Origin of the sequence: Vibrio sp. 14G-20 (assembly GCF_026241515.1) — a bacterium.
GTDB lineage: Bacteria > Pseudomonadota > Gammaproteobacteria > Enterobacterales > Vibrionaceae > Vibrio.
The window spans coordinates 116,644-134,193 of record NZ_JAPHPW010000012.1 but is presented as its reverse complement, the minus strand read 5'-3'; the positions used below and the strand labels follow the sequence as shown (position 1 = coordinate 134,193).

Genomic DNA, 17,550 nt, shown 5'->3' with positions numbered 1-17,550 from the left:
TTGAGCAAATCGATAAAAAGGCGAATTATCGAAATTCAAAAATGGAAACTTTGATTCCAAGTTTGATTTGGATAACAAAAAATGAAATAAACTGTCATATCTTTTGTTAATACTTTATAGGTAGTTGTAATTGGTATGTTGAGGTGGTGCTGAGCTTTTGTCACAGATATCATGCGCGGTTATTAACAAGGCTAAAATTGGTGTGATTTTAATCATGATTGTTTAAAAATAACTCTAATTTGCTTGAATAAAATTGATACAAATCAACGCAGACTTCTCCTATAAACCTTTTGAAACATACTGATTTTACCAGTAATATTAGCGCCAGCTATATTAGCTCATGCTTAACAATAATCTAACTATAACGGTACGTTTTTGCTACAAATTTCAATTTGTAATAACAATTACATAAATTGTTTTAACATGGATTTTTGCGGTGAATAATCACACAAGTGTCATTCAGCCGACACAAAGGAGTTACCATGATTGATGTTGTTGATCTGTCGCGATTGCAGTTTGCATTTACAGCGATGTATCACTTCCTATTTGTTCCACTGACCTTAGGTATGGCATTTCTTCTTGCCATTATGGAGTCAGTATATGTAATGACGGGCAAACAAATTTACAAGGACATGACCAAGTTCTGGGGTAAATTGTTTGGTATTAACTTTGCTCTTGGTGTAGCGACAGGCTTAACCATGGAGTTTCAGTTTGGTACAAACTGGTCTTACTATTCTCACTACGTTGGAGACATCTTCGGTGCTCCGCTAGCTATTGAAGCGCTTGTTGCATTCTTCCTAGAGTCTACTTTTGTTGGTCTTTTCTTCTTCGGTTGGGACAGATTGTCAAAGCGTCAGCACTTAGCGGTAACGTGGTTAGTAGCACTTGGCTCTAACTTCTCAGCGCTATGGATCTTGGTAGCAAACGGCTGGATGCAAAACCCAGTGGGTGCGGAATTTAACTTTGAAACCATGCGTATGGAAATGGTGAGCTTCGCTGAAGTTGTCCTAAACCCAGTAGCGCAGGTTAAATTCGTACACACAGTAGCGTCTGGTTACACTACGGGTGCAATGTTCATCCTTGGTATCAGTTCATACTACATTCTTAAAGGTCGTGACCTTGCCTTTGCTCGTCGCTCTTTTGCGATTGCAGCATCTTTCGGTATGGCGGCGATCCTGTCAGTAATCGTACTAGGTGATGAATCTGGCTACGAGCTTGGTGAAGTTCAAAAAGTGAAGCTCGCTGCGGTAGAAGCCGAGTGGCACACTGAAGAAGCACCAGCCGCATTTACTGTTTTTGGTATTCCAAACCAAGAAACAATGAATACTGACTACGCAATTAAAATCCCATACGTAATGGGCATCATCGCAACGCGTTCGCTTGATACTGAAGTAACGGGCCTACGTGACTTACGTGATGATCACGTTGATCGTATCCGCACTGGTATGTACGCATACGAGTTGCTTGAAAAGCTACGTTCAGGCGATAAGTCTGAAGAAAACATCGCAGCGTTCGACGAAGTGAAAGGTGACCTAGGTTACGGTCTGCTTCTTAAGCGCTACACAGACGACGTTGTTGATGCAACAGAAGACCAAATCCAAATGGCTGCGGATGATTCTATCCCAACTGTTTGGCCTCTATTCTGGTCATTCCGTCTGATGGTTGCTTGTGGCTTCATCATGCTGTTTGTATTCGGTGCGGCGTTTGTTCAAACGTGTCGTCAGAAGATCGAACAGAAACCATGGGTACTTAAAGCGGCGCTATTCTCAATCCCACTACCTTGGATTGCGATTGAAGCAGGTTGGTTCGTTGCTGAGTTTGGTCGTCAGCCATGGGCGGTTGGTGAAATCCTACCGGTTAACGTTGCTGCATCAGCACTGACTATTGAACAGCTTTGGACTTCTCTATTCGCGATTCTTGCACTGTACACAGTGTTCCTGATTGCTGAAGTTTACCTAATGCTGAAATTCGCACGTAAAGGTCCAAGTAGCTTAAAGACAGGCCGTTACCACTTCGAACAAAACGATAACTCTGTTGAAGACAAAGTTAGCCGTTCAGTTGAAGTATAAGTGAGGGAATATTATGTTTGATTACGAAAGCTTACGACTTATTTGGTGGGTATTGATCGGTGTTCTACTGGTTGGTTTCGCCGTAACTGATGGCTTTGATATGGGTGTCGCAGCTCTTTCACCTGTTATCGGTAAGAGCGACACTGAACGTCGTATTATGCTCAATACTATTGCCCCTCACTGGGATGGCAACCAAGTTTGGCTAATTACGGCGGGTGGTGCATTGTTTGCTGCATGGCCTTTGGTTTACGCGACGTCTTTCTCTGGTTTCTACTTCGCGATGTACGCGACGTTAGCAGCGCTTTGGTTACGTCCACTTGCTCTTGATTACCGCTCTAAGATTGAAGATCCAAAATGGCGTAAAACTTGGGACTACGCACTTTGCTTTAGTGGCACAGTACCACCAATCATTTTCGGTGTGGCATTTGGTAACCTACTACAAGGTGTACCATTTGATCTGAACGAATTTATGATGTCTAAGTACCATGGTACGTTCTTTGCTCTGCTTAACCCATTTGCATTGCTTTGTGGTGTGTTGGCTCTGATGTTGTTCGTGATGCAAGGTGCAACATGGCTTCAAATGAAGACAACAGAAGAACTGCACAGCCGCGCTCGTAACGTTGCTCAGATCACGGGCCTAATCGCTATCGCTCTGTTCGTTATCGGTGGCTTCTGGGTTCAGTCTATTGAAGGCTATGTAATCACTAGCACGATGGACACGTTTGCTGATTCAAACCCACTAAACAAAGAAGTATCACTTCAAGTTGGTGCTTGGATGACAAACTTCGAAACGTATCCAGCAATGTGGGCTGCGCCGATCCTTGGTGTAGCAATGCCACTGCTTGCTGTGATTGCATCTCGCTTTGAGCGTGGTGGTTTCGCATTCTTGTTCTCAAGCCTATCTAATGCTGGTGTTATTTTAACGGCTGGTTTTGCAATGTTCCCATTCGTAATGCCATCAAGCCTGAACCCTAGCCATAGTTTGACTATGTGGGATTCAACAGCGAGTGAGCTAACGCTTGGTCTTATGACCGGAGTTGCGGCGGTAATGGTTCCTGTGATTCTTGGCTACACAACTTGGACATACTACAAAATGTTCGGTCGTCTAGATAAGAAACACATCGAAGATAACGACGTTTCAGCTTACTAAGCTAGAAGTTAAATAACTTAGGAGAAATTTTATGTGGTATTTCGCATGGATTTTGGGTGTACTTCTAGCATGTGCATTCGGCATCATCAATGCTCTATGGTTAGAGCATTCAGAAATGATGGATAAAGACAGTGAGTAATCTCGCGGAGCAAATAGCTAAACTGCATCAACCAATGGATAAGACTCTGTTAAGAGCTTTATCCCTCGTATTGGGTTTCATGCATGTTGGTTTGGTGATGTGGGATCCTGAAGCGTATGCGACAAGCATCGGTGGCTTTAACGCGATCATCGGGCCAATGTTTATTTGGGCAGTGTGCTCAAGCATGGTTTACGGTATCGGGTTTAAGCCTAGAGCTTGGATGTGGCAGCTACTGTTTAGCCCATACGTTTCACTCACCATTTTGCTCTACCTAACGGTGTTGCGCCTTTTATAAAAGGCAGAAGATTTAGGTTCATAACGACGTGAACCTTTATACTTGTTGGGTTTTTAGCCAAAAAGAGGTCATCTTATACAGATGGCCTTTTTTTTCGTCTATTAAATCAAAAAATTCACAGCGATATACTATTAATGATAAGGAGTTAGGTTATAGTGAGATCTTTATCGTTTTGGACTGTGGTATCAAATTGCAAGGAATATCTAAGCCATTTACGTGGCCAGTGACAGTGTATTACGAAGACACCGATGCAGGTGGTGTTGTATACCATTCAAACTATCTTAAGTTTTTCGAACGCGCTCGAACTGAGATGTTGCGCTCAATTGGCGTCTCTCAGCAAGTCTTGTTAGAACAAAATATCGGTTTTGTAGTCCGACATATGGACATTGATTTTATTCAAGGTGCGCGACTTGATGATTCTTTACAAGTCATTACAAATATTTACGAGTTGAAGCGAGCTACCTTGGTCTTCTGTCAAGAGATCGTAAATCCTGATGGCAAGGCATTGTGTAAAGCAATGGTTAAGGTAGCATGTATCGATAATCAAAAAATGAAACCCAAAGCAATGCCAACATTTATTCTCACGGAGCTAACGAATAGTGACTGCTGAAATCTCAATCTTAGGCCTAATTTTAGAAGCTAGCTTACTAGTTAAGATGGTCATGCTGATTCTTATGGGCATGTCTGTTGTTTCTTGGGCAATGATCATAAAAAGAAGTAAAGTATTATCTCAAGCTTCTAAACAAACTGACGTATTTGAAGATAAGTTCTGGTCCGGCGTTGATCTCGCAAAGCTGTACCAAGAGAGCAATAAGCGCAAAGACGATCTTTCTGGTACTGAAGAAATTTTCTACGCAGGCTTTACTGAGTTTGCTCGCCTTCGTAAATCGAATGCAACATCTCCTGACTTCATTATGGAAGGTACTGGCCGTGCAATGCGCGTAGCGGTTGCCCGTGAAGTAGACGAGCTAGAAACCAACTTACCTTTCCTAGCAACGGTCGGTTCTATCAGTCCATACATCGGCCTATTTGGTACGGTTTGGGGAATCATGCACTCATTCATCGCATTAGGTGAAGTGAAGCAAGCGACATTAGCAATGGTTGCTCCTGGTATTGCAGAGGCACTGATCGCGACAGCAATGGGCCTATTTGCAGCAATTCCTGCTGTTATGGCTTACAACCGCTTTAGCAGTCGAGTCGGTAAGCTAGAGCACAACTATGCGACTTTCTCTGAAGAGTTCCACAGTATCCTTCACCGTCAAGCGATGGCTGGCAGGGAATAATAGATGGCCGGATACCAACCTAAAAAACGCAAAATGACAGCAGAGATTAACGTTGTACCTTACATCGACGTTATGCTTGTTTTGCTGATTATTTTTATGGTGACTTCGCCATTCGTTACTCAAGGCGTAGACGTTGAATTGCCTAAGGCTTCAACGGCTCAGTCTGCACAAGATCTATTGGGTGACGACAATGCGAGCTTTATTATCGTTGAAGTGAACAAAGACGGTGAGCTTGGTTTGAGTGTGAATAACGAAGAAGTACAGCGTGGTTTATCGATGGAAGATATTATCGTCCGAGTGAAAGCCGAGCTGTCTCTTAAGCCAAACTCTCCAGTGGCGGTTGGTGGTGATGCCGCAACGCCTTACGCTGAAGTGGTTTTATTACTTGATGAATTAAGCCGTGCAGGTGTGCCAAAGGTTGGCCTATTAACGGATATAAGGGAATAGCTCCGTAGCATTCATGAAAGCGAATAATAAGAAATCCAATAATTTTAGATCACAGCTTCTTATCTCTCTTGGGCTGCACGTCATCTTATTCGTTGCGCTTATTTGGGGGGCGGATTTCACGATGTCGGAACCAAAGCCTACTGGGCAGATGGTTCAAGCCGTGGTGATTGATCCTCAGTTGGTTCGCCAACAAGCTCAACAGATTCGCCAGCAAAGAGAAGCAGCGAGTAAGAAAGAGCAAGAGCGTCTAGACAAACTAAGACGTGAAAGCGAACGACTTGAAAAAAATCGTAAAGCTGAAGAAGAGAACATTCGAAAGCTGAAAGAAAAGCAGGCTAAAGAAGCGAAAGCCGCTCGCGAAGCGGAAAAGCGTCGAGTTGAGAATGAAAAACAACGTAAAGTTGAAGAGGCTCGTTTAAAGCAAGAACAAAAGAAAGCCGCTAAAGCAGAAGCTGATCGTAAATTGAAAGAAGCAGCGGTTGTGAAAGCAGAAAAAGAGCGCAAAGCCAAAGAAGTGGCGATTGCTAAAGCTGAACAAGAACGCGTGGCAAAAGAGAAAGCCGCGAAAGAAGCTGCAGATAAAGCTCGTAAAGAAAAAGAAGCCGCTGAACGTGCTGAAAAGCAACGTATAGCGAAAGAGAAAGAAGCGGCAGCCGCAGCGGAGAAAGCGCGCAAAGCAAAAGAAGCGGCAGCAAAAGCTGAAAAAGAGCGTAAACAGCAAGAAGCAGCATTGAACGATATCTTTGCTGATCTTGAAACTGAAGCGACTCAAAACTCTTCGGCTAAACAACAATTTATTGATGATGAAGCGCAGCGTTACGGCGAAATCTACAAACAAATGATACAAGGCAACTTACGTGTTGAAGATAGCTTCTCAGGTAAATCATGTAGAGTTAATTTACGGCTACTTGCTACAGGTTCAAATGCTATCGTTAAGAGCGTTAGTATTTTGAGTGGAGATAGTCGCCTTTGTGAAGCAAGTAAACGCGCAGTTGCTCAAACGGGAACATTTCCATTACCGTCTGATCCTGCAATCGTTGATAAACTCAAAGACATCAATTTAACCGTTGAGCTATAAAGGAATGTAGTGTGTTTAAAAAACTATTATTTACTCTGAGTATTATACTGTTTAGCGGTGTTCAAGTCGCAAATGCAGCTCTAGAGCTTGTCATTACAGACGGTATTAACTCCGCAAGACCTATCGCTATTGTCCCTTTCCGTTGGGAAGGTGCAGAGCCATTGCCACACGATGTATCAGCGGTTATTGCTTCTGACTTACAACGCAGTGGTAAATTCAGCCCAGTTGCAACAAGCAAAATGCCCCAGACGCCTTACAGCGAAAGTGAGGTGGATTTTGATGCTTGGACTAACTTAGGCGTTGATTCATTGCTAACAGGTAGCATCACTAAAAATGCCGAAGGGCAGTATGTGGTGAACTACCAGTTGATTGACATTGTTCGTGGTCAACTGACTAAAGGACAAAGCCGAGCACTCAGCGATGAAGGGCAATTGGTGCTCTCGAAAGATCACGTGTTGTTCAACAAAAAGGCAACAGTTCCGGGCAAACGTTTGAGAGAATACGCACACCGTATTTCTGATTTAGTGTATGAAGAACTGACTGGCGAAAAAGGTGCGTTCTTAACTCGTATTTCTTATGTGGTAGTGAACGACAAAGATAAATACCCATACCAACTTCGTGTTGCTGACTACGATGGTTTTAACGAGCGCTTGGTGCTTCGTTCTAAGCAACCTCTAATGTCACCGGCATGGTCACCTGACGGCAAAAAGCTTGCTTATGTGAGTTTTCAAAATGGCCAAGCTGAAATATTCATCATGAATATTTACACGGGTGAGCGTGAGAAAGTAACGTCATACCCTCGTCATAATGGTGCGCCAAGATTCTCGCCAGATGGTAAGACATTGGCATTGGTATTGTCGAAAACAGGCAGCCTTCAGGTGTACACTCTTGACCTTGCTAGCCGTAAGCTGACTCAAATTACTCGTGGCCGTTCTAATAACACGGAACCATTCTGGCACCCAGATGGCAAGTCTCTTATTTTCACATCGGATCGTGGTGGTAAACCACAGATTTATAATGTAAATTTGTCCAATAATTCGACTTCTCGTATTACTTGGCAAGGTAGCCAAAACTTAGGTGGCCAGATCACCCCTGATGGTCGATTCCTAATCATGGTCAATCGCAGTAATTCAGGCTTCAACTTGGCTAAGCAAGATTTGGAAACCGGTGCGGTTCAGGTGCTAACAAAGACATTGTTAGATGAATCTCCAAGTATTGCACCGAATGGGGGTATGGTTATCTATAGCTCTATTTACAACAAAACTAACGTACTATCGATGGTTTCTATCGATGGCCGTTTTAAAGCTAGATTACCGGCAACCAACGGACGTGTAAGAGCGCCTGCATGGTCACCGTTCCTCTAGTTAAAGTGATACATTCTTTTAGCTATTGATAGTGTTAACTATTGTGGCATTTAACTATCTATAGCACTTAGTCGCTGTAGAAACTAAGTTTTATAACGTAAGGAAAAAAAGATGCAACTTAACAAAGTTCTTAAAGGCTTGATGATTGCACTACCAGTGATGGCAGTAACGGCATGTAGCTCAACTGATGAAGCAACATCTGCAACTTCAGGTACTGAAAGCAACCAAACAACTTCAGGTTCAGAAGGCAACGTAGACACAACTGTTGTAACGCCAATTGATGCTAACGCTCAACTGTCTGAGCAAGAGCTTAAAGAGCAAGCGCTACGCGAAACTCAAACAATCTACTTTGCATTCGATAACTCTACTATCGCTGGCGACTACGAAGAAATTCTAGCAGCTCACGCAGCTTACCTAAGCAACAACGTTGACATGAACGTTACTATCGAAGGTCACGCTGACGAACGCGGTACTCCTGAGTACAACATCGCACTTGGCGAGCGTCGTGCACAAGCTGTAGCGAAATACCTACAAGCTCTAGGTGTTCAAGCAGACCAAATCTCTATCGTAAGCTACGGTGAAGAGAAGCCACTTCTTCTAGGTCAATCTGAAGATGTGTACGCTAAAAACCGTCGCGCAGTACTAGTTTACTAATTTTAGTAGACTATATAATTGAGGAATTGCCTCATGTTCAGTAACACAAAGCGAGTCATTTTGCTTTCGTTACTGGCAAGTGCAGCGAACACTACGTTCGCTGCACCAGCTCCAGTATCCGATCTCAATAGCACCGCAACCAATTCATCATCTTCCTCTCGAGCAGCGTCTGCATCTAACGAATCAGATATTGAGCGTTTAGAGCGCCTGCTTCAAAATCGCAATCTCGTTCAGCTTCAAATGCAACAGCAAATCGACGACATGGCACTGGAGATCAGTGAACTTCGTGGTGAGCTGGAACGAAACAGCTACGATATGAAGCAAATGCTAGAGCGCCAACGTGAACTGTTCATTGAACTGGATCGTGTGAGAGGCGAGGTGAAAGCAGCAGGAACGGCAACGGTAGCAGTAGCGGCGAGCGAAGGCTCTAAAGACGCTTCTGGTACGTTCAGTACTGATGTGGATGAGCAAACCGCTTATCAAAATGCTGTAGATATGATTCTAAAGCAACGAGACTACACGGGTGCTATCGCAGCATTTCAAAAGTTTCAAAAAGACTTCCCAGATTCAACCTTCACACCTAACTCACACTACTGGTTAGGTCAGCTTTATTTTGCTAAGAAGCAAGATAAAGAAGCCGTGAAGAGCTTTGCCGCTGTTGTGTCATACAAAGACTCAAATAAGCGAGCAGATGCGCTGGTTAAGCTTGGTGACATAGCTGCACGCAACAACAACGCGGCGCAAGCTAAGAAATATTACCAACAAGTCGTTACCGAGTACCCAAACAGTGCTTCGGCTAAAGTGGCTAAAACCCACTTGTAAAACAAAATAGGGGTGCTCAGGTACCTCTTTTTTATACCTGATCACTCCCGTTTAGTGTCTACTTATCTTCTTTATGCTGCCAACACATCGCCTTGTTTATGCGTTTTAAGTATTAGCTAGTCACTACTTGCAACCAATCCTTTTTGATCCTCATCGCTGTCCTGTGTAGAATACTCTAATCCTCGGAAGAAGTTGCGTAGAGCAAGAGCAATGAGTCATATACTAGATAAAATCGATACAGTTTACCCGTTTCCGCCTAAGCCAGTTCCATTGAGCGACGCTCAGAAACAGGCCCACATCGCAAACATCAAAAAACTACTTCAAGAAAAAGATGCAGTTCTAATTGCACACTACTACACCGATCCTGAAATTCAGGCTCTGGCAGAAGAAACTGGTGGTTTCGTTGGCGATTCATTAGAAATGGCTAAGTTTGGTAACCGTCATTCAGCAAGCACTTTGATTATCGCTGGTGTTCGTTTTATGGGTGAATCTGCAAAGATCCTTACCCCTGAAAAACGCATTTTAATGCCAACGCTTGAAGCTGAATGTTCACTTGATCTGGGTTGTCCTGCTGACAAATTTACAGAATTTTGTGATGCTCATCCTGACCACACCGTGGTTGTATACGCGAACACCTCTGCAGCGGTTAAAGCTCGCGCAGATTGGGTGGTTACGTCGAGCATTGCTTTAGAAATCGTTGAAAGCCTAGACGCTGAAGGCAAACCCATTATTTGGGGGCCAGACCGCCACCTAGGTTCTTACATTGCAAATCAAACTGGCGCTGACATGTTGCTTTGGCAAGGTGAGTGTATCGTTCATGATGAATTCTCAGCTGATGCTTTGAAGAAAATGAAATCGGTCTACCCAGAAGCGGCTATTTTGGTTCACCCTGAATCACCAGCAAGCGTGGTTGAACTGGCTGATGCTGTAGGCTCAACAAGCCAACTGATCAAGAAGGCGAAAGAGCTACCTCATCCACAGATGATTGTCGCGACAGACAAAGGTATCTTCTTTAAGATGCAGCAATTGGTTCCTGAAAAAGAGCTGATTGAAGCGCCGACTGCGGGTGCTGGTGCAACTTGTCGCAGCTGCGCACACTGTCCTTGGATGGCTATGAATGGCCTTGAAGCGATTGAAAATGCACTTGAGCATGGTGGTAAGCAACACGAAATTTTCGTTTCTGACGAACTACGTGTGAAGTCTCTTATCCCATTGAACCGCATGCTAGATTTTGCCGAACAGCTTAACCTACAGGTTAAAGGCAACGCTTAATTTCGTTGCCGTGATGATATATAGCAGTCCAGCTTAATCACTGTTTTGATTTTCTCATCAAGAGAAAAACCAGCCGAGTGCTGGTTTTTTTGTATCTGAATATTGGCTATCGATATCAATGTTGTTCTTATGTATCTTTTTCTGATGATATATCTTGTTGATATCGCGTATTTTTTCTAGCATGTAAGTAAGAGATTAAGATTGGGGCTCGAATGATAATCTGGTTACAACTCAAACGCTGGATCAAAGCAAACATCTTTGTTTTGAATGGCAAAAACTTACTGTTTACGTTTCTAGGCTACATATTCTTGTCGTGGTCGATGCTGTACGTCGCTGGTGAAACGGATTTAACCAACTCAATCACAACATTTGCCTATTATCTGGTCGTGACAGCGTCAACCGTTGGTTACGGAGATCTGTCACCGACCACGGCTGCAGGGCAGTGGATAGTCATTCTATTTGTGATTCCGGGTGGACTCAGCCTTTTTGCCGCATTACTCGGTAAAGTGGCAACAGAAGGTGTTGAATATTGGCGAGCGGGCTTGCTAGGGAAAAGGAGAGTTAGAGTGGACAACCACATTTTGATGCTGGGATGGAATGAACAAAGAACTATTCACCTCATCCGCATGCTGCAACACGAAGAAACGGGTAAGCGACCAATCGTATTATGTACTCGTTCAGATATCGAAAACCCGTTACCCGGCGAAATCAATTTCGTCAAAGTAAACAGCTACACAGATGGCAAAGAGATGGAGAAAACGGGTATTGAGTCTGCGAGTTGCATCCTGATTGATAACCCGGAAGACGACATTACCCTGTCTGCAGCACTTTACTGTGCTAACCGAAATCCGAAAGCTCACTTACTGGTTTATTTTAAAGATGAAGCGTTGAGCGACCTGCTACACAAACATTGTCCAAACTCTGAATGTATTCCGGCTGTGGGTGCAGAGATGCTAGCAAAGGCTGCGGTAGACCCAGGTTCAAGTGCGCTTCATCAAGAGCTATTGAGCTCAACAAGAGGTATGACACAATATTCAACGTATTTCCCTGAAGATGCTGAGCCTGTCACCGTCGCGCCTATTTTCTCTGTGTTTAAAGAGAAGTACAAAGCAACGCTGATCGCGATTGATACGGGGAGTGGTATTGAACTTAACCCAGAACTAGACCAAGTTGTCAGCAGCGGTACTAAACTATTTTATATCGCCGACGAGCGAATTGATGACTTCGATTGGAAAGGCTTCTAGAGCTACTATTTTAATCTCGTCCAAACGAAAAAAGGCCTCATTGTGAGGCCTTTTGGTTCAGTATAAAGCTAACTTTTATTGAGCTTCAGCCAGTGCAATACCACGCTGCGTTAATCCGCAAAGCATTACAGGAACAGCGTTAAAGATCTCTTCAAATTGCTCTAGGCCTTCGATGCCTTGCTCTGCAAGTGTCGCAATTGACGTTTCTGGATCGTAAAGCATACTCAGTGAAAGTAACACGCCGCCCACGAGTGCGTTGTCTTCGCTCTCTTCAGGCATCAATGTTTCCCAGTCATCACGGGCGATCTGCCATCCTTGAAGCAAGCCTTCACAGAAATCGCGAGCAGCGGTATTCACCACTTCTGCATCATCCAATTGGCAAGCTTCAGGCCAACTCCACGTTCCTTCAATTAGCTCAGGACGTGTTTTATTCCAAAGCGTGATGATAACTTCAATGTAGCTCTCTAGTTGCTCACCATCCGTAAAAGGTGCTACTTCTTCACCACCCCATAAGAACGGCAGCCACTCGTGAGGGGTTAACACATTAGGTGCCGCTGCCATTGCAGTGACAAAGCCCATTGTTTTGTGTTCTGTGATTAGCTTTCCTTCCAACTCTGGAAGCGCAAGAATATCTTGTAAAGTCAAAGTGAGGTACCGTAAAAGGGAACATATTTGCGCTTATAGTACCAATGAACTTGTGCCAATCAAGCTTCAATCTAAAAAGGCTTGATGTCATGGATGATAAACACTAGGTTTAACAGAAAAGAAAACAATAAAAGAATTATGCAGATACGGTCGTCTTTAAAGAAAAAAAGTATGGTAGCGCTTGGGTTATACCTTGCGATGTTTATTGCCATTGTCGGTAGTGTGACGTATTACGTCGTAGAATCCCCTGTGCGCGCCAAATTACAACAAAACCTCGACTTGCGTACGCAACTGTTATCCGCATTGATTACAGAGCCACTCAGCAGCTCTCAAGGCTTTGTAGATAGTCTAGTTGGCTTTGCTCAAGCACATCACAACGCTGATGATGTTATTCCGCTCTTTAAGTCGATGTTGGCGGCGAGCGACGATACGATCGTCAGTGCCGGAATTTGGCCTGAACCTTATGCGCTTGACTCTAAAAAGCGTCTTAACAGCCACTTTTTCAATAAAGCCGACGATGGAAAAATTGATCAGCTGTTTTCTTACAACAATCCTAAAAATGTTCCTTATCAAGAAGAGTATTGGTACACCTCTGTAGTCAACAAAAAGCAAGGAACCATCTCTTGGAGCGATGTGTATATCGACCCATACACACACGTTCGAATGATTACTGCTTCATCGCCTTATTATTACGACGGCATTTTTGCTGGCGTTGCGACGGTGGATCTCTCGCTTGAAGAGTTGCTAGGCTTTATCAAGAACCACGCCGAAGAATACAATCTTGGCATTATGCTCAGAGATAAACTCAATCAAGTATTGGTTTCGCATAACTTCAATCTCGTTGAAGGGATCTACATCAGTAGCAATCAATTTGGTGATTTCGGTTGGCAAGTGGATGTGGTTAATTCTAAGTCACGTGTAGCAGACGAAGTATTTCGTCAGGTGATGAGTATTGAGGGCGGTATTGTTCCGCTATTGCTACTTTGTGTGATGGCGGGTTACTACTTATTGAACCGTTATTTGATTAGCCCAATTACAACGATTGCTGCACAGGTAGATAGCTCAAAAGCAGGCGAAATCATAGATGTTGACTACTCAAGTGATGACGAAATCGGTCATTTGATTAAAACCTTCAACGAAAAGACCATTTATCTCGAAGCAGAAAAGGTTAAAGCTCAGGCATCCACCAATGCAAAAACCGCTTTTCTTGCGACCCTGTCTCATGAAATTCGCACCCCTATGAATGGGGTATTAGGTACTGCTCAGATCCTGCTTAAAACGCCTCTAAATTCTGAACAAGAGAAGCATCTTAAGAGTTTGTATGAGTCCGGTGATCACATGATGACCTTGCTCAACGAGATCTTAGACTTTTCGAAGATCGAGCAGGGAAGGCTGGATCTTGATGAGACTCGCTTCCCACTCGATTCGATCATCGGCAGTATCAACAGTGTCTACTACACACTCTCTTCCGAGAAAGGGCTGCAATTCAAAGTGTACTCTGAGGTGCCTTCTGGTCGTTGGTACTTCTCAGATAAAGCACGTCTACGACAAATCTTGTTTAATCTATTGAACAACGCGGTGAAGTTTACTTCCAGAGGCTTTGTCGAGGTGTACCTGAAAGAAGTCGTAGAGGGGAGTGACACCTATCTTTGTATTCGAGTTCGCGACACCGGAATTGGTATCTCTAAAGAAGCTCAAAAGCGTATTTTTAAACCATTTGAACAAGCGGAGTCTTCGACCACAAGACGTTTTGGCGGTACAGGCCTTGGCTTAGCGATAGTGAAGAAAATTGCCCAATTGATGGATGGCAGTATTACCGTTACCAGTGAAGAAGGGATAGGCACGAGCTTTGATGTTCGATTGAAGATTCAGCCATGTCAGCCTGGTGAGATAGAGAGTTTGCCACATAAGAAGTTGGACTACTCAGGCTTAAAAGTATTGATTGTCGAGGATAACCGAACGAATACTGTGATCATTGAAACCTTCATGAGCAGCAAAGGTTTCACTTGTAAGAGCGTCGAAAATGGTGAACTTGCAATACAAGCAGTGGTTGCCGAGCGCTTTGATTTGGTACTCATGGATAACCATATGCCTGTGATGGATGGCGTTGAATCAACCACTGCGATTCGTGCTTTGATAGGTGATGTGTCATCGGTACTGGTATTTGGTTGTACGGCTGATGTCTTTAAAGAGACTCGCGAACGTATGCTCGGGGCGGGTGTGGACTACATTATAGCTAAGCCGATTGATGAGCGTGAACTGGATGACGCGTTGTTCCGCTATTCAAATAAGCTTTACCAATACCATGAAGTAAAAGCGGATGCTCTCGAAAGCCAAGATGTAAAAAAACACGACTCGAAAAGTAAAAGTGAGTCACTGCCTAAACCTGATCTGCGAAATAAAGATAACACCGAAGAGCTGTTAGTGACGCTGTATGTGGCGCTAGAAGACAACAACCTAGAACTGATTCAATTTGCACTAGAGAGCCTGCGTGTCCACGTTGAACCTATGAACAACGCTGAACTTACTGAACAAGTCGATAATGCGCTAGAGCAGGTTTCTTTAGGAGCACCACCTACACAAGATGTCATCAATATCATTACTGTAAATTTACCTATGGCCTAGATGTTGTTTAATTACAGAAAGTAAATAACGAATTGTATATTATTTGACCTTAGTGTAATTTTTTGGTGAAAGTGACTGCTTTTTAAGTGGTTTTTGGTTGTTAATTTACAACTTGATTTACAATTTGAAATGTATGACTGCTAATCTTATGGTTTAATAGAGACATTATCTGGCAGGGTGTAAATACACCTTGTTTATATGTTGCTAATTCACTCAATAGGCAGTGATATATTTTAGGTTTAACGTCAATGAAGTCTCGTGGTCCATTTTGTATTCGAAACGCAGCTGCGGATACATTTGCTATGGTCGTTTTCTGTTTTATTTCAGGCATGATCGTAGAAGTGTTTATTTCTGGTATGACATTTGAGCAGTCTCTCGCTTCTCGAACGTTATCTATCCCAGTAAACATTGCTATCGCTTGGCCTTATGGTGTTTTTCGTGATTGGTTCTTGCGTAATGGTGCAAAGCTTTCACAAAGTTCGTTGATGAAGAATATTTCTGACCTTTTAGCTTACGTGTTGTTCCAGTCACCTGTGTATGCCGGTATTTTATTGGCGGTTGGTGCTTCAAGCGACCAGATCTTTACGGCTGTAACCAGTAACGCTGTGATCTCATGTGGTATGGGCGTGCTGTACGGTTACTTCTTAGATATGTGCCGTAAATGGTTTCGAGTTCCGGGCTACTATCAACAAGCTTAAGAAAAGCAACAAGCGTAAGTGCAGCGAAAGAATGAAATTTGGTTTGTTTTTGATCTAATGAGTTAATTTGTAATCGAACAAACTGAAAAAGGCACTTTTTTTGACAATGCCCCTTGACCAAAGCAAGCAGAATCAATAAAGTAGCGCCTCGTTGAGTGACAAGCTCAACACACAATTTGTGGAAGGATGGCTGAGTGGCTTAAGGCGCTCGCCTGGAAAGCGAGTATACGTTTATAGCGTATCTGGGGTTCAAATCCCCATCCTTCCACCACTATTCAAAACCCTAGCAGAAATGCTGGGGTTTTCTCGTTTTAGAGCCCCTATATTTCACTTCATCTACATCCATCCCTAGTATCAGTTCCTTTAATCATTCCTTTATAGTTATTTCCTCTATTAATGCCGTCGCAGATTGAACCATATTTGGTGTTTTTATCATCGATAAACGCTTGATCTTTTGGCATGAATCTAGATTATTAATAGTACGAAATATTATTAATAATCTAACTATTAGGAATCCATTACCCCATGACAGAAACCCTAGTTTCTCCAATGCTCTCTTTTACTATCGCGATTTCGTTACTGTTTATCGGTAAAGGTCTGATTGAACGATCTGAAGTGTTAAGAAAGTATTCACTACCAGAGCCTGTGATTGGTGGCTTTGTTTGTGCTGCGACCGTAGCGGCGCTTTACTATATTTTTGAAATCCAAATCACCTTTAGCCTAGATGTCAGAGACTTTTTGCTTCTCTACTTTTTTGCTGGTATCGGACTCCAAGCGGATATTAAGACACTGATTAAGGGTGGGCGACCGTTGTTCATTCTATTGTTTCTTGCTGCCGTCTTTATCGTTCTGCAAAACGTGGTCGGGATGGCTGTAGCTTCTGGCTTTGGAATGGATCCTAAAGCTGGTTTGTTATCGGGCTCTGTTAGCTTAATCGGTGGCGTAGGTACAACGTTAGCGTGGGCGCCAATGTTTGTGGAAGAGTTTGGTATTGCTAACGCGCTAGAGCTAGGTGTGGCGTCAAATACGGTTGGTTTGATAGCGGCGTGTGTGATTGGTGGTCCAATTGCCAACTACCTACTAAACAAGCACAAAGTGAGTCCATCCAATGAAGAAGAAGTGACAGTTGGTGCGTACCAAGAAAGTGAAACTCGCACTGAATTGAGCCATTACGGTGTCTTGTGGGCGTGGTTGATTCTCAACTTAACATTGATGCTCGGTTACAGCCTGAGCGAAGTTATCGATTCGATGGGCTTAAAACTCCCGTTATTCGTTAGCTGTTTAATCGCAGGTATCCTAATCGGCAATATTGGTCGTGCATTGTTCAAGAAACGTCGCACGCAAGAGAAAATTGCACAAGGCCGTAAAGGCTTAGCAATGATCTCTGACATCTGCTTGGGTATGTTCTTGACCATGGCCTTGATGGGGCTGCGTATCTGGGATCTCGATGGGCTGTTTGGTTATATCTCTGTTGTTATGAGTATCCAGGTTTTGCTTTCGCTGCTGTTTACCGTCTTTGTCGTTTATTACTTGATGGGAAGAAACTACGACTCGGTGGTGATATGTTCAGGCTTTGGAGGTATCACTCTGGGGTCAACAGCCACTGCAATCGTAAACATGACTGCTGTGACTCATCGCTATGGTGCAAGTCCACAAGCATTTATTGTGGTGCCATTAGTGTGTGGTTTCTTTGTTGATTTGATTAACGCGTTGGTGATCAGCTTTTTCGTTGGGATGTAACCTTGTCGGCTATTTCCTATACGTA

The 17,550-nt window shown here is 43.4% G+C and carries 17 protein-coding genes and 1 tRNA gene; 17 read left to right on the top strand and 1 reads right to left on the bottom strand.

Annotated features, from left to right (window positions below):
• Nucleotides 1-482 precede the first annotated feature (482 nt).
• The 13 genes from cydA to OQJ75_RS13080 all read left to right on the top strand — a co-directional run bounded on the left by cydA (nucleotide 483) and on the right by OQJ75_RS13080 (nucleotide 11,817).
• Nucleotides 483-2,069, top strand: coding sequence for a cytochrome ubiquinol oxidase subunit I (gene cydA / locus OQJ75_RS13140; RefSeq protein ID WP_004736475.1), 1,587 nt, complete (start codon nucleotides 483-485; stop codon nucleotides 2,067-2,069).
• Nucleotides 2,070-2,082: 13 nt separating this feature from the next.
• Nucleotides 2,083-3,219 (top strand): cytochrome d ubiquinol oxidase subunit II, encoded by a 1,137-nt coding sequence (cydB, locus tag OQJ75_RS13135; protein ID WP_054547301.1) that lies wholly within the window; start codon nucleotides 2,083-2,085, stop codon nucleotides 3,217-3,219.
• Between the two features lie 31 nt (nucleotides 3,220-3,250).
• Nucleotides 3,251-3,358, top strand: a complete 108-nt coding sequence (gene cydX / locus OQJ75_RS13130; RefSeq protein ID WP_000270284.1) for a cytochrome bd-I oxidase subunit CydX — start codon at nucleotides 3,251-3,253, stop codon at nucleotides 3,356-3,358.
• Nucleotides 3,351-3,653, top strand: coding sequence for a cyd operon protein YbgE (gene ybgE, locus OQJ75_RS13125; protein WP_017055065.1), 303 nt, complete (start codon nucleotides 3,351-3,353; stop codon nucleotides 3,651-3,653). The genes cydX and ybgE overlap by 8 nt, the downstream gene beginning before the upstream one ends.
• A 172-nt stretch (nucleotides 3,654-3,825) precedes the next feature.
• A complete protein-coding gene (gene ybgC / locus OQJ75_RS13120; RefSeq protein WP_017078182.1) occupies nucleotides 3,826-4,263 on the top strand; it encodes a tol-pal system-associated acyl-CoA thioesterase in 438 nt (145 codons plus the stop codon).
• On the top strand, nucleotides 4,253-4,936 hold the full coding sequence (gene tolQ, locus OQJ75_RS13115; protein ID WP_171310808.1) for a protein TolQ: 684 nt from the start codon (nucleotides 4,253-4,255) through the stop codon (nucleotides 4,934-4,936). The genes ybgC and tolQ overlap by 11 nt, the downstream gene beginning before the upstream one ends.
• A gap of 3 nt (nucleotides 4,937-4,939) precedes the next feature.
• Nucleotides 4,940-5,383, top strand: coding sequence for a protein TolR (gene tolR, locus OQJ75_RS13110; protein WP_004736481.1), 444 nt, complete (start codon nucleotides 4,940-4,942; stop codon nucleotides 5,381-5,383).
• Between the two features lie 13 nt (nucleotides 5,384-5,396).
• Nucleotides 5,397-6,461 carry a cell envelope integrity protein TolA gene (gene tolA, locus OQJ75_RS13105; protein ID WP_265973778.1) on the top strand — a complete coding sequence of 355 codons (1,065 nt, stop codon included), beginning with the start codon at nucleotides 5,397-5,399 and terminating at the stop codon, nucleotides 6,459-6,461.
• A gap of 11 nt (nucleotides 6,462-6,472) precedes the next feature.
• A complete protein-coding gene (gene tolB / locus OQJ75_RS13100; RefSeq protein ID WP_265973777.1) occupies nucleotides 6,473-7,825 on the top strand; it encodes a Tol-Pal system beta propeller repeat protein TolB in 1,353 nt (450 codons plus the stop codon).
• A gap of 111 nt (nucleotides 7,826-7,936) precedes the next feature.
• Nucleotides 7,937-8,479 (top strand): peptidoglycan-associated lipoprotein Pal, encoded by a 543-nt coding sequence (gene pal, locus OQJ75_RS13095; RefSeq protein ID WP_004736484.1) that lies wholly within the window; start codon nucleotides 7,937-7,939, stop codon nucleotides 8,477-8,479.
• Between the two features lie 33 nt (nucleotides 8,480-8,512).
• Nucleotides 8,513-9,301, top strand: coding sequence for a tol-pal system protein YbgF (ybgF, locus tag OQJ75_RS13090; RefSeq protein ID WP_004736487.1), 789 nt, complete (start codon nucleotides 8,513-8,515; stop codon nucleotides 9,299-9,301).
• Nucleotides 9,302-9,511: 210 nt separating this feature from the next.
• Nucleotides 9,512-10,573: a quinolinate synthase NadA gene (gene nadA, locus OQJ75_RS13085; RefSeq protein WP_017105740.1), complete on the top strand. Its 1,062-nt coding sequence runs from the start codon at nucleotides 9,512-9,514 to the stop codon at nucleotides 10,571-10,573.
• Nucleotides 10,574-10,785: 212 nt separating this feature from the next.
• Entirely contained in the window at nucleotides 10,786-11,817 is a 1,032-nt protein-coding gene (locus tag OQJ75_RS13080; protein WP_265973776.1) for a potassium channel protein, read from the top strand.
• A gap of 75 nt (nucleotides 11,818-11,892) precedes the next feature.
• Here the strand turns inward: OQJ75_RS13080 and OQJ75_RS13075 are convergent, their stop codons facing one another.
• Nucleotides 11,893-12,462, bottom strand: coding sequence for a UPF0149 family protein (locus tag OQJ75_RS13075; RefSeq protein ID WP_114633763.1), 570 nt, complete (start codon nucleotides 12,460-12,462; stop codon nucleotides 11,893-11,895).
• Between the two features lie 171 nt (nucleotides 12,463-12,633).
• Here OQJ75_RS13075 and OQJ75_RS13070 point away from each other — a divergent pair, with 171 nt between their 5' ends.
• The 4 genes from OQJ75_RS13070 (at nucleotide 12,634) to gltS (ending at nucleotide 17,525) form a co-directional block, all read left to right on the top strand.
• Entirely contained in the window at nucleotides 12,634-15,087 is a 2,454-nt protein-coding gene (locus OQJ75_RS13070; protein WP_265973775.1) for a hybrid sensor histidine kinase/response regulator, read from the top strand.
• A gap of 248 nt (nucleotides 15,088-15,335) precedes the next feature.
• Complete coding sequence (locus tag OQJ75_RS13065; RefSeq protein ID WP_065204886.1) at nucleotides 15,336-15,785, top strand: L-alanine exporter AlaE; 450 nt, start codon at nucleotides 15,336-15,338, stop codon at nucleotides 15,783-15,785.
• 180 nt (nucleotides 15,786-15,965) lie between these two features.
• A tRNA-Ser gene (locus tag OQJ75_RS13060) sits at nucleotides 15,966-16,056 on the top strand.
• A 254-nt stretch (nucleotides 16,057-16,310) separates the two neighbouring features.
• Nucleotides 16,311-17,525 carry a sodium/glutamate symporter gene (gltS, locus tag OQJ75_RS13055; protein WP_265973774.1) on the top strand — a complete coding sequence of 405 codons (1,215 nt, stop codon included), beginning with the start codon at nucleotides 16,311-16,313 and terminating at the stop codon, nucleotides 17,523-17,525.
• The last annotated feature ends 25 nt before the right edge of the window (nucleotides 17,526-17,550 follow it).